Raw genomic sequence first — 14,510 nt, 5'->3', positions numbered from 1 at the left:
GGGTACGTCCGAGTCCGACGATCCGGTTGCGCGGCTCATCGCGGCCGAGCAGGCGTTCGCGCTGGCGGACAGGTGGATGTGGGAGCGGGCAAATGTAGTCGCGCAGTACATCGAAGGATTGGAGCGGCCGGACGACCGAATAGAGCTGCTCGAATGGCTGCGGCTGGCGTCCACGGACCTGCGGCTCTGGAACCGCCGGGACCTGGACCGCTTGGTGAACGGGATGCACATCGACGAAAGGATTCGGCGGGATCTGATCATCGCGCTGGCGCGGTATCACGACGCGATCGCGCAGCGGGCCCGCGCCAAGGAGGACAGACAGGCCGCTCGCGACGCGCTCGGGCCTTTGGCCGACGGTGTGGCGGCGGATTGTGCCGGGATCGGGAAGTGGGGGGCACGGGAAGCATCGGTCGCGGCGCGCGGGCAGTTGGCGGCGCAGATCGTCGATGTGGCCAGAAGGCGGTCGATCACCATTGCGCCGCAACAAATTCGGTCGGCAACCATCGCGGCGACCCTCGACTCACTGGATCTGGTCCCCGGCCCGGATCACGATATCGAAGCGACCGACCGACTCACGGAGCTGCGGCTGGACTACAGAACCAACGAAGCGGTGATCGAGCAACTACGCCGCCTGGCGCGTGAACACGATCTGAGGGTGGCAGACGGAGGCGGCGAGTTCGCGCTGCGGGCCGCCGCACGGGTCGGTCGTGCCGACGCGACAGCGCCCGCCGCCACCGCCGAGGCGGTGCATATCGGCGCTACCTCGACCAAGGTTGATGCCGAGGGGGCGGCGGCCGCGTGGACCGGCACTGTGGGGGCGGGGAGCGGTCTCGAGTCCGAAGGTCTGGCCGCGTACACCCGGCCCGGCCCGTCGACGAGTGTTCGCGGCGACTCGACCGGAGCGGAAAGCGCTGGGCCCGAGGTAAGTTGGCTCTCGGACGACTCCGAACAATTGCCGGGCGGGGCGGAGTCGGATTGCACGGGGACCGCACAGCGATGGCTGGTGGAATACCTGTATTCGGTTGGCGCCGAGGGGAGGTTGATCGAGGTGCTGGCGCCGCCAGGGTTGGCGGGCTACGACTGGGAGACCGCGGCTCGGGCCAATCGGAACAATCCGGAGGGGTTCCCGTCGTTGAACGCGGTGCTGGAATCGCTGTGGGAGCAGCGGAGTGCGTCAGGGCGCCGGGGCGGGGCTGCCATCGTGCACATCGAATTCGATTCACGGCCGTACGCGCATCTGGTGGAGATCGAAATCGACGGGGATGCGGCGGATTTCGATTCGGCGCGGGCCTCCGCGATGCGGCGTCTGCGGGAACGATATCCCGGCGACCTGTTCGTACTGGCCTGGCTGGACAGCATGAATGCGGGCACCTCGGTGGGCCTGCGCACTCCAGGGGGCTCGGAGCTCGAGATCAGTGGGCTGTGGGGATATATGTGGGATGCCGAGGGTGCGGCGCGGCATTCGTTCGATCCGGAGCGGGCGCCGCAGGTCTTCGGTCAGCGTGTACCACTGCGGCCCTCAGCGGGAATGCCCGACGATTCCGGCGGTGCAGCGGGTTCCCCCGCTGATCAGTTGCGGTTCTGGGCACGGCCGGACGGTACCGGAGTAGTGCTGATCGACCCGGTCGATACCGCGGTGACGTCCGAGGAGCAGGCGGACGAATCCGGGCAGGTGTTCGCCGAGACGCGTTCGGCCGCACAGATAGTCGAGGATCGGCTACACGTCGGCTGGATCGGCGGCCCGCTGGTCGACACACTGCTGGACGACTTCCGTACCGACGGCGCCCTGACCATTACGCGCTCGCGAGACACTGCGGGCCGCCCGGTGACCAGGGTGGTCGCTCCCGGCGGCGGCGCGTGGTTCGAACTGCGCGGCCGGGCCGATGCCCCGGCCGGATTCGATGGTGACCTGGTCCTGCACCTTCCCATCGGCCCGAACACCTCCCCTCGAATCGTGCGGGAACGGATGTTCGGCCTACTCGTCAGGATCTGGGGCGACATCGATCCCGCCGACGTCGCCGGGGCAGCGGTCGCACTGTCGGTGCGCCGACTCGTCGAGTCCGCATCCGCGCTCGGTGTCGTGCGGGTCGCGCTGGGCACGGACGACTCCGGAATCGGTCTGTGCCGGATCGAGACCCAGGGCATCGCGGGCGAGACGCCCTTCGTCTTCCAACTGCGCCGACGGTACGACCTGCTCGCTCCGGAAGGTCCCCAGCCGCAGTTGTCCCTGGAGATCGAAACGCCCGTCGGGCCGGACGCCACCGACGCGGATGCGGCGGCCCTGTTGCGAGAACTGACGACGACGTTCCGAACACTGTGGCACGGCCGCGAATTCGCCTCCGCGATGATCGCGGCACCCGGCATGGTCGCGCAGGCACCCGGTGGTGACCGGCGAGTCGCTGCCCGGATGACCGTCACCGGCTCCAGCGGTCGATTCCGATCGCAGGTCGTGGTCCCCGTGCCGGACAGCGGCTCTACGCACCCGGAATCCCTTCTGGCGCAGCATGACATCGATGTGCGCACCGCGCCGATCGGTGCCGGCTCCGGCGTGGTCGTGCGCTGGAATCATCGGGACGGCACGATTGCCACGACCGGAACGAGCGACGATGTGCTCGACGCCGCCGGGCAGCCGGTCGCGTACATGGACCGGCGAGAGATTCCGATCTTCGGAGTCATCCCACCGGACGCGAATTGGGAGACCGTGCAGCGGGCGCTCGCGGACATGATGCGGTACTGGCCGGATGCGCAGGAGCGCGCGAACGCCGAGGCTGTCGCGCGGGAGCTGTCCCGGTATGCGTTCGACCACGGCACCGGACCGCTGGTGATCACCACGGTCGGTCTGGGCGGTCACTGGGCGGTCCGGATGCAGATGGATGTGCGCGATGCCAGCGTGCCGATCTTGCCCACCACCTACGCGTATCCCACGTCCTGGCATCTGCGTGACGGCTCGGTCACCGTGGTGCTGGCGAGCGGTTCCGCGCAGTTGGCTCGCATGCTGTCGGGACATGCTCCCGCCGCACCGCAGGACCAGGCGGCGCTGCCTGCCACGGAGGCACATCGCGGTGGCCGGGGATTGTTGCCGGAGAACTCGATACCCGCGTTCGCCTACTCGATCGAGACCGGTGTGGACGCGATCGAACTGGACGGCCAGACCACTGCCGACAACGTGATCGTGGTGACGCACGGACTCGATCCTGGCTGGACTCGTGACACCCGGCCCGTCGTCCCCGGCGACCCGATGTTCCCGTACGTCGGCAAGAAGGTCTCGGATCTGACGTGGGCACAGATCCAGACGATCGACATCGGCGTGGGAAACCCGAAATTTCCCGGGCAGCAGGCCATCCCCGGAACTACGATGCCGTCGCTCGAGCAGGCGTGCATTCTGGTCGCGGGTTCCGGTCGCCCGATGACGGTGGCCTACGAGGCGAAGGTCGATCCGTCGTTCAGCGAGGAGCAGGTACGCGCTCACGTCGTCGCGGTCATCGAAATCATGACGCGGCACGGGATCTCGTACTCGCTGCGCAGCTTCGACTGGCGGGTGCTGCGGTATGCTCGGGAGCTCGTACCGGACGTGGACCGTATCGCGCTGACCAGCGCGGCGCACACGACCGACGACTGGATGGGGCGCGGCCGGGGATTGTCCCGGCTGGCCCGGGCGCGGGCGATGGCCGCGCAGGCCGGTGGCAGGCCGCGCACTCCCGGGGCCGATCTCCCGGCTCGGGCGAGACAGGCCGGTGCGACGGCTATCGCGCCCCACCACACGATGGTGACGGCGGAGCTCATGCGCCAGGCCGCGGCCGCCGGGCTGCCGGTCATGCCGTGGACGGTCAACGACGACGCGGACATGCGGCGAATGATCGACCTCGGGGTGGCGGCGATCTGCACCGACTATCCGGACCGGCTGCAGGCGTTGCTCACCGAATACCGCGACCGCACACCGGATACCCCCTGGGCGGAGGCCGAGCAGGAGCTGCTGTCCCACGGTGCGGTAACCGGTGAGCAGCGCTTCGGCCTGCACCACACCTATCGAATCACGTTCGAGGACGGGACGATCGGGGCGTACACGCCGTCCGGAGCCACGTCGTCCGCGGCCGGCGCACAGCTTCGTGAGCCGCCCTCGGGCAGCGCGGCCCGGGCGGTCTTCGTCTACCGGCTGGCCACGCGGCTGGGCGTCGGGTTGATTCCACCGACCGCGCTGTGGACCGGATCACGCGGGCCGGGGGTGCTGTCCCTGGTCCATCCCGATGCCGAGCAGGGTCGGGCGGCCCGTGACTACCGCGGAGCCGACAGGTTCACCGCGGGCGTATTCCAGTTCGTCATCGGCGAGACCGACGGCCACCCCGAGGATGTACTGACTCGGCGTCGACGGCCACTGCTGGTCGACAACAAGAACACTCTGCCTCTGGGGCCGGAATCGTTCGCGCCCGAAGGGTTCACCTCCGATATTCGGTCGCCGTTCGTCGATTCGATTGTCGGCGTTCGTATCCCGCGCTCGGTGCTGCGTCTGTTCGACGCGCTCACGCCGGAGTTCATCCTGGCGACCGGCGCGCGGCTCGGCGTGGAACCGGAGGCGCTGAGCCACCTGATCCGGCGGCTGAGCGAGGTACGGGCCACCGGCCGAATCACGCCGGGGATGCTCGCGACGGCATTGAGCGGGCAGCCGGTGGCGCCGGAGGTCCCCGCGCCGTCCGCCACCCGGGGTGAGCCGAGTGATGCGCCTGCCACAGCGTCGGCGACCCTGCTCGAGCGCGATCCCCAGACCGATCGGATCCTGGATCCCGGATCCGCCTCCGCCGACCAGGAGTCGGCCCAGCGGGCTCTGGACATCCTGCAGGGCGATCCGGAATCCGATGCCGCGCAACCGGATAGCCCTCGTACCGAGGCGCTCGAGGTATATCGACGCTGGAATATGGTGCTGCGCGAGCAGGAACAGCTGGACCGCGCGCTGATCCGATCCCTGCTGTTGCTGTTTCCACAGCATCTGGCGGACTCCGATATCCCCGACCTCGTCGTGCGGTCCGAGGCGATCGAGCTGCGGATCGAACGCGGCCTCGCCGAACAGCTCACCCGTCCCGGTGCGCGGTTCGGCCCGCTGCGCGGACGGCAGCTGGTCGAGTTGATCTATCTGCGCAACGGTGCGCTGCGGGCGCGGCAGCTGGCCCGGATCGGGCATCCGCGGGCGCCGGAGGTTCAGGTCGTCGTCTGGGCGGCCGATCTCGAGTCGGTGAGCGGAATCCGAAGGGTCGCCTACATTTTCGGTGATCCGGCCACCGCGACCGAGGTGGACTGGCACTTCTTCGGCGGCAGAGGTGGCTGGGGGTCGCTCGACACATATCTGAGCCGCACGCGCAATCGGCATGTGGCCATGCAGCGCAGGGATCCGGATCGGCGGGCGATCTCCGTCGCCTGGGTGTACCAGACACGTTCCGTCGGTCCGGGCAACGCGCGGCAGGCGTTGCGGATGCTGGTGCGGGACGTGGAACGATTCGCCGCGACCGAGGCCGCGATTCGCGGACCGGCCGGTGCGGTGTCGCGGAATAATCTTGTGCTGCATCGCATCAGCCCGCTGACCGCCGCGGAGGTCGAAGAGAGCGGGCCGGTCGCTGCGGAATTCGGCGCGATCGTCCCCTACGGCGGCTCGCGTCGTCGCGTCCGTGAGCGGGCCGCCGCGCTCGGCGCCGGTGTGGCGGCGCGAGTGTCGCGCGGTCCGGGCCTCGTCGTCCCGCCGCAGACGGCGATCGGCAGTGCGGCCCCATCCGTCGGCTCCGCGATTCGTGCGCCCGGGAGCGATACCTCCGGACTCGCGGACCGCGAGCCCGAGGATCCGGATCCGTTGCCGCGTGATCCGCGGACCGGGATGCCTATCCCCGCACCGGTCGACGATCGGAACCGCGCACTCGCGCGGGAGGTGGCCGCCGGCTGGCCGCCGACCGCGGCCCGGCCGACCGGAACGGTCGAAACCCGTGCGCAGGTCCGGGTTCGGGTGTTCGCCGCCGCCGAATACTGGCATTCCCTGGACAAGGCTCATCGGACCGCCGCGCTGTGGGTCGTTCCGGACCTGGTCGTTCTCCTCGGGGCTGCCGCGCCCGCGGTGGTCGACGACGCCTGGAGGCTGATCATCGTGGAGCGTATGCGGATATTGCGCGAACGGCGGACGCTGGACGCCGACGAGCTGACCGAGCTGCGCAATCACGAGACCACACAGCAGGCACTGGCCCAGATCGACGAGATGGCCATCGCGGTCCATCCGGCCGTGCCCGTTCCGACGAGGTATCTGATCGACTACGACCCGAACGCGTACGGCGGCAAGGGGAAAGCCGTCATCGTGTTCCGGACGCCGGGACAGGCTAGGCCGAGCCGACGACCCGAATCGGTGTCCGTCTATGTGCCGGGGGTGGGGACAAACCTGGAAAAGCTCATGGAGAAGGCCGAATTCGCCAGAAATCAATACGAATCGACCATGGTCGGCGCCGACGACGACTTCGCGACGGCGTCGATCGCCTGGCTGGGCTATGACGCGCCGGGCACCATGAAGGAGGGAACCGACTGGCGGCGGGCGAGAGCGGGCGCGGACCGGCTGCGGACCTTCCTGTTCGAATATCAAGCGGCGCAGGAGTTCCAGGCCTCTCGCGCACAGGCCGCCGCAGCGCACATCCACCTGATCGGCCACAGTTACGGGTCGACCACCGCGAGTTTCAGCGGCCTCGGGGGAGCCTGGGAGGGCGCGGTCACGACCTTCACGATCCTCGGCAGTCCGGGGGCCGCGGCGGCTCGCCATGCCGGCGACTATCGCCTTCCGCCGGGACGTGTTTTCGCGGGCGGGGATTGGCGGGACAAGGTCACCTGGTGGAGTGCGAAGCTGCCCGGGCAACCGGGGCACACGATGCATTCGGCCGCGGTCGGTGTCGGAGCGCTTCTGTTGGCGGGTGTTGCCCGAGGAAGTCTCGGCCGCGATCCGCTCGGCGCGGATTTCGGCGCCATCCGCATTCGTGCGGGATTCTCCGCCGATTACGGCACGCCCGCGGAGATCCACCGAGGTTATCTGCGATTCGCCGATTCGAATACCCGCACTCCGACCGAATCGCTGGCCAATACCGGTCGCATCGCCCGCGAGGAATACGACGCGGTGACCATCGAGGAGCATCGTCCGTCGTCGGCTCGGTGGTCGCAGCGTATCGATGCCTGGCGCGCCGGGGATCCGGCCCAGCGGCGCGAGGTGCTGATCGATGACGACACCAGCGGTTACGACCCGCCCGAGGTCGCCGGCGACCTGGCCCACGACCCGCGGTTCCCGTGGCTGCCGAACCCGGCCCCCGCGACGGATGCGGATCGCCGAACGGCCCAGGCGGCCTTGGCCAAACGCGTCCGCTTCGGCTTGCGTGCCACGTTCGAGGACATCCTGCACACCGATTCCGGCACGCGGGCGGATATTCGGGCGAAGGCGATCGGAAATGCGCTGTGGTGGGCGGCCCTCACACCGCGCGAGATGCTCGTTCTGGTCAAGGCGGGTGCGTACTACATCGCCAATGGGCCGGGCATCGCCATCACCGCTCCCCAGTGGACGGATTTCGCCGCCCGATGGCATCTGCAGGAGACTCTCGCGCAGCTGCAAGCGCGAATTGCGCCGGGCCCGCAGGAGATTCGCGGCCTGGCCCCCGACGAGCGCATCCTGTTGCGGTCGCTGCTGCGCACACGCGGTGATCTGCGGCGAGCCGCCGCGGTGCATCCGAGTGTGCCCACGCCCGCGGTCTTCATCCTGGCCTACGACCCACGGGCGTTCGGCGGCCACGGCCGCCTGGTGATGGCCCTCGGCGACCCCCGCAAGGCGAAGGTGCGCGGCCGGTTCGTGCCGGGGGTCAAATCGGATGTGCAGCGGGTGTCGTTCGTCTGGATCGGGATGCGCAATCTCTACGAGATGGCGGTGAAAGCCGGCCGCCGACCGGAGGAATTCTTGTGCGTGGCATGGTACGGCTACGAAACGCCGGGCGCCCCGGGCAGGTCGCTCCGGGAGTTCGCCGCGACCACTCTCACACCCGGGTTCGCGCTCGCCGGCGCGAGGCTGCTGAGCCGGGATGTACTGGCGGACAACGCTGCCTGGTTACTCGATCCCGAGGGCGCGGACGCGGCGGTCACGCGGGTGAACGTCGCGCACAGCTACGGATCGACCACGCACGGCCACGCGGCCGCCGGCGGGGCGCTGGCCCGTGAATTCGATTATCTCGTTCTGATCGGGTCACCGGGCATCCCGGCCGCCAATGCCGCCGCATTCGGCATACCCGCCGATCATGTTCTGGTCGGCGCGTTCCCGAACGACCCGGTGACGATCGCGGGCGCCGACGAGCCGGGTAAACAGACCCGATGGCCGCATTCGCGGGTGGGGAGGGTGGCACGCCGGCCTCGGGCCCAATATCCCCAGGAGGGGCCCTGGGGACTCGGTATGGACCCGACGCACGAATCATGGGGCGCCCGCCTGTTCGCCACGGATACCCCGCGCGCCCCGGGTGTTGAATTCCCCTCGCACAGAGAGTATCTCGCATTCGACGGCTGGTACGGCGTCGACAGCAGGGAGCCGACGCTGTCGCTGTGGAACATCGCGCTGCTGTTCGCCGGGCGCCCGGACGACATCTCGGAGGCCCCGCACCGTACCGGCGTCGACGACCATGGCGCCCATGTGCTGCTGGATCTTTCCAGACAGGCGCGCCACGGGTTCCGCCGGTCCGAGCGGTGGCCGGACGATCCCCAGCGCGGCCATACGGTCGTGCCCTCGGGTGCGCTCGGTCCGGGCGACACCGTCGCCGCGCCGGGATCCGCGTTGCGCGCCGCGGCGGTCGGGGCGGTCGGCGAGCTTCTCTCGGCGCTGGGCTCGACCGACGCTGGGCTCGAGGACATTCGAGCGCTCGCGGGCGACCTCGTCGACGGTTCGGCCGACTTCTCCGATGGTGATGTGGTGTTCTTCGCACAGGCCAAGCCGTCCGGAATCATCGGCGGGCGGCGGCTGGAGCTGGGGGTCGGCATCGGACCCGCGCATGGATCCGGCGGGCCCGGATCGGCAGGGGATGACGGTTCGTCCGGAGGGGATACGGGCACCGATCCGGGCGGGCCCGATGCCGATTCGGCGCAGCAGGTCGAGCCCGGTCGGTCGGGCGAGGCGGACGGCGAACTGCCGGATGATGCGGATGTCGTTGCGTCCCAGCAGGTCGAGCCCGGTCGGTCGGAGCATACGGACGGCGGGCTTTCGGGTGATGCGGATGTCGTTGCGGCGAAAGAGGTCGAGTCAGGGGAGGCGGACGGGGAGCTGTCGGGTGATGCGGATGTCGTGGAGTCCGAAGAGCTCGATCCGGAGCAGTCCGACGGCGAGCCGTCGGGGCAGACCGGTCTCGAGTCGTCCGAGGACGCCGACGCATTCAGCGGCGGCGATACGACGGACGACCATTCGGGTGAGCATCCCTCCGCCGACCCATCCTGGCACCGGACGATCCTCCCGGCGAATCGGCACGTGAATGATATCGATCGGGGGCGTGCGGTGCGGTTGTGGACGTGGGTGTACATCGACACCCCCGGCCGATGGCCGACACTCAGCGCCGCCGACGTCGATCTGCTCGTTCACGCTGTCCCCGAACGGATCTGCGGCAACGTCCACGTTCCGCCTGACATGCGCCGGATGGCATATCTGCTGATGCTGGCGCGTGCGCTGGAGGACCTCGAGCGGCTCGGTGAGGCCGACCTCGACACGTTCGAGCAGGAGGATCGCCTGGAGGATCTCGGGACCCGCGGCCTGCCGACGCTGGCCGGGGCTCTGGAGATCGCCGACGGCTTCGCGGGGACCATGTCGTTCTATCCGGAGGTGGTGGTGCTGTCGCTGGATGTCCCGGTGGACGGGCCCTCGCGTCGCGCGTCGATCATCGGATTCGGTGCGGTATCCGCGCGTCCCATGCGTCCCGGAGATCAGCTGATCGTTCACGTGTTCGGGAAAGAACCAGGCAGGCGCAACGCGGCTCAGCAGACACATGCGGCGCGCATGGGCGTGGGCATCTCGGGAGTCGATCCGATGGACGCCGTGGCGCGTATCGCCGACTATCACCGGACGGCGGCCGCGGAGTCGTGGAACCTCGGACTCTCGGCGCGTTCGGGCCCGACGCGGCGGCCGGAACCGGATCACCAGGTCATATCGGTGCTGTGGCACGCGCCGGGCATTGCGCCGGACCAGGCGCACAGGTCGTTGGCATCGGATCTGGTGTCGATGGTCGGGGCGTTGTCCGGCTCCTCCGCGGTGTCCGAGGGGGAAATCCCGGAGGTGATACTCCTCGTGCACGGACCGGCCGTCCCCACTGCCATGCGTGCCGGCGCGCGGGCACAGCGGGCGGGCATCACGGTGCGAATAGCGCCGGCCGGTCCGCAACCGCTGCCGGCGCTGCTGTCCCAGCCGACCCGGAATCCGGCTGCGGCCACGCGAACGTGGTTGCGTCTCCTGCGGGAGGTCACGGGCGGTATGCGCGCCGACCAACTCGGCGGTACGGACTTCGTCGGGTTCCGCGCGGCGCACACGGCTCGCCGGTGGGGAGCCCTGGATCCGGCGGATCGGGAGGAGATCACGTGGGGCGCCCCCGCATCGGTGGTCGCCTCCGCGGGCGTCGATGCGCAGGCACGCGATGTGGCCTATCGCGTATCGCTGGAGTATGAAAGGGACCGGCTGCGGGTGGTACAGGCGACAATTGGCCTGTCGGGCGAGCAGCAGGGGACGCTCGTCCTGCTGGAGTTGCGTACCGCGCTGGTCGAGGTCGTCGAAGGGGTGGCCGCCGGGCTGCCGGGGCATCCGAAGGCGTTGGTGGCGTCGCGGGATCCGGTCGCGCACCCGGAACGTGGGCTGCCCATGGTTATGTTCGGCGACGTCGACTTCGTGGATAGCTGGGTGGTCTTCGTCGGTAGCTCGGCCTCGGTGCGCGACGGGATAGCGATGGCGGCGGAACGGTACAGCGCCGAACCGGACGACGAAGCCGAACCGGCCGGCGACGGGGAATCCCATCTGGCGACGATTGCCTGGTCCATACCGGACGGGATGGTCGCTTCCGAGGCGATGCGGTGCCTGGTCGGCGATCTGGCCGGTCTGGCGATGGCGCGAGCCACCGAGGACGACCCGTTCGCCGAAGGCGCGATGCCGGAAATACGGCTCGTCGTCGACGGCAGTGCGGCGCCCATCGCATCGGAAATTCGCGCGGACACGTGGTTGTCCGACCATGCCACGATCGCCGGTTACCGGGAACCGCCGGACGGCGAATTACGCCGCAGATGCCTGGAATTCATCCGGCGCGTGGCCGAAGATCTGGATATTCCCCCCGGGCACCTCGACGGCGGCGCGACCGTTCGTGAGCTCGATGCCGCACTGCCGACCGCGGAAGTCCCGAGGGCCTATCCGTTCGTTCCGGTCGCGCTGCCCACCGGCGCCGAATCGGAGGGGTTTCTCAACGTGCTCGGCACCGTCTTCGACGATATGGTGCCGGACGGGACCGCCGCCGACACGGTCGTACTCGTCACCCATCGCGCGGGCGACACGCGAAATCACATCACGGCCCTCACCGTTGTCGACGATCACCTGTTCATCGCCGATGGTGGCCGGCGCGGCGGCATGTTCACGTATGCGCAGTACTGGGAGGCCACGTCCCCGAGTGAGTTGACCGAACCGCCCGTCATTCTCGTGCTCGCCCGCTACTACCTCGACGGACGACCTGTCGAGGTCCCCGAGCAGAGCCGGGCGCAGGTCGATCCCGAACTGCTCGAGCGTGTGCGCGACTACCTCATCGAAGGAGATTCCTGGGCCGGGGGGCATCCTGCGAGTGACCACCTCGGACGGTCGGTGCGCTGGGACCCGGATACGGGTGCGGTGACCGTGACGGGTAGCTCGGGCACGATCGGGGGCGGTTCCCCGGACTCGGTCGCATGGGTCGAATCGGCCGAGATACCGATCGATCGAGGGCTCGGCCAGGGCGCGGCGGCGGCCGATTCCACGAACTTCACCCGGACGGTCCTGATACCGATCGAGTCCGAACTGCGCTCCGCGATCCTGTACTGCGTCTGGGAGCTGGTCGAATACGCACACCTCTACGGGGCCGGGCCCCTGGTGCACACCGCCCTGAGACTCGACCATCCCCGATCCGGGCCGCAGCGGGCATTCGCCTTGCGGCTGAGCGATTTCGGCGGCGACATGACGCGTGCACGCGAGATCATCCTCATCTCACAGGCCGAGGTACGGCTGCACAACGGGACGCTGTATGTGGTCGTCGCGGACTCGCCGGAGGCTGCGCGGATCCTGCTGCCGGTCGAGGCCGCCCCGGGCGAGGTGGGCACGAATGAGCCGCACCCCATGGTGCCCGCCGTCGGGCAGGCGATGGATGATCTGCTGCACGCATCGGGTCGGCGTGACGAGGGCGAGATCGTCCGGCTGTGCACCGTCGCAACCGAATTGGTCGGGTCGGTGTCGCGCCGCTTCCCCGGAGCCGTCGTACTCGACGCACAGGCATTGCCCGCGACTGCGAACGGTACGGGCTCGATGCGGCTGGGTGTTCGCGTCGAAAGTGGCAGCACCGCTGGTGATTCCGCGCTCGGCTCGGCGGTGGGAGGCAATTACACGGGCGCGGCGCAGGAACGGCTGGCGCGGTATCTGGATTCGGTAGGCGCCGACGGCAGCCGGATCGATGTGCTGCCGCCGCCCGGTCCGGCCGGATACGACTGGACGGTGGTCGCCCGGGCGAACCGGATGAGTCCGGAGGACTTCGCGACGTTCGAGCAGGTGCTGGCATCGCTGTGGGAGCAGCGCAGCGCCTCGGGGCGCCGAGGTGGGGCGGCGATGGTGCACATGGAGTTCGAGTCGCTGGGGCTGGCGAACATGATCGAGGTCGAGATCCGTGAACAGGACGGCGATTTCGCCGCCGCGCGGGCGGCGGCGATGTGGCGCCTGCGGGAGAGCTACCCCGATGATCCATTGTTCGCCGGTCCCGGGTGGTTCGTGGTGAGTGGGGTCTGGGCGTATGTCGTGGACGCCGAGGGCGCTGCGCGGCATTCGTTCGACCCGGAACGGGAGGAACCGGTGTCGTTCGGTTTCACGCCGATGTGGCCCAGCTCGTAAAGGAAAGGCGGGTGGCAGATTTGGTGAATTCCCAAGGCCCCGGGTCGTGGGACGGTCTGCAGAAGGCGGACGGTGCCCTGTACGACGCCGCCGGGTACGGCAACGAGATGATCGGCCAGGTGCTCGCGGTCCGGAAATCCGCGGGAGGTATGAAGTCGCTGCCCGCGTTCACGGCTCTGCAATCGGGCTCGCAGCTCATCGCCCAGCTGAACAAGCCGCTGCCGCAACTGGACCAGCAGCTCGGCAAGCATCATTCGATGCTGGCCGAGATGGTGCAGAAATTCATCGCCGCGGGTAAGGCGTACGACCACGCCGATCAGGCGTCCCGGGAGCTGTTCGACAAACTCGCGGTGACGAGCTCGGCAGGGTCGCTCACCGGTGCGGCGCCGAAGGCACAGGGGGCGTCGGGTGTGGAGGCGGTGAACTCGTCATGGCAGGCATGGAACAGCCCTACGATCGTGAACGTCGGAGATTACGACGGGTTCAATGGGTTCGATTCCCTTGTACTTCCCCCGCCGGCATATGAGCCGACGCTGAAGCAGTCTTCGGTACCCAGCGACGTCTCGCACTATCAGGGCGCGCGCCAAGAACCTCTGCAGATGGGCCTGGCCGAAGTACAGGCGGAGAATCCCTACAGCCTGAGCTGGAACACTTTGTACGAGGTCGGGCAATCCATCGAGAGGATCGTGGAACCGCTTCGAAATCAATCGGCGATGTGGCGGTACCTGGCCGGGGAATTGGAGAATGCGGGGAGTCGGCTGACCAGTCAGGTGAAGGCATTGGGCAGCTCGGGGCGATGGGTGGCCTCCGGTGCGACGGCGGCGCTCACCGCCACCGGGAAATACGGCAACGAGGTGAGCCAGCTGAGCTCGGCCATGCGAACGATCGGGGACAACCAGAATTACACGGCCGGATTCCTGAACGAGGTGCTGGGTTATATGCCCGCGACACCGAATCCGCCGCAGGCCACCGGTAGTTCGAGCGCCACCAGTATGGCCGCGGCGCAGACGGCCGAGCTCGAACTGCGGACCGCCCAGGAAGCGATGGCGAATATCTATGTGCCAGGGGTGAAGACCGCGTCCTCGGACATTCCGGCGATACCGACTTTGGTCAACCCGATGCCGGCGACCACGTCGCCGGGTACCACCGCGAAGAAGAGTTCCCCCACCAGCGGATCCACCGGGACACCTTCGGTGGGCGGTGGTTCCGGCGGCGTGTCCACCAACGGAACCATCACGCCAGTCGTGTCGACGGCCGGACTCACCCCTGGCAGTACGACCACCGGGAACGGTGTGTCGACCGGCACGGGTACTGCGACTTCTTCCGGCTCCGGGTCCGGAACCGATACGTCGGGGACCGGGACGTCCACGGGTACCGGGGCCGATACATC

The 14,510-nt window shown here is 68.7% G+C and carries 1 protein-coding gene and 1 pseudogene; both read left to right on the top strand.

All coding sequences use genetic code 11. The annotated features are described in order from the left end of the window. Positions 1-76: 76 nt before the first annotated feature. Positions 77-13,120, top strand: coding sequence for an alpha/beta hydrolase (locus JZ791_RS40325; RefSeq protein ID WP_216902619.1), 13,044 nt, complete (start codon positions 77-79; stop codon positions 13,118-13,120). Between the two features lie 11 nt (positions 13,121-13,131). Further along, positions 13,132-14,510 (top strand): annotated as a pseudogene (locus JZ791_RS40320) (hypothetical protein); the annotation flags it as partial.

The organism is Nocardia alni (assembly GCF_019038435.1).
GTDB classification, from domain to species: domain Bacteria; phylum Actinomycetota; class Actinomycetes; order Mycobacteriales; family Mycobacteriaceae; genus Nocardia; species Nocardia alni.
This window is presented reverse-complemented; position numbering and strand designations above follow the sequence as displayed.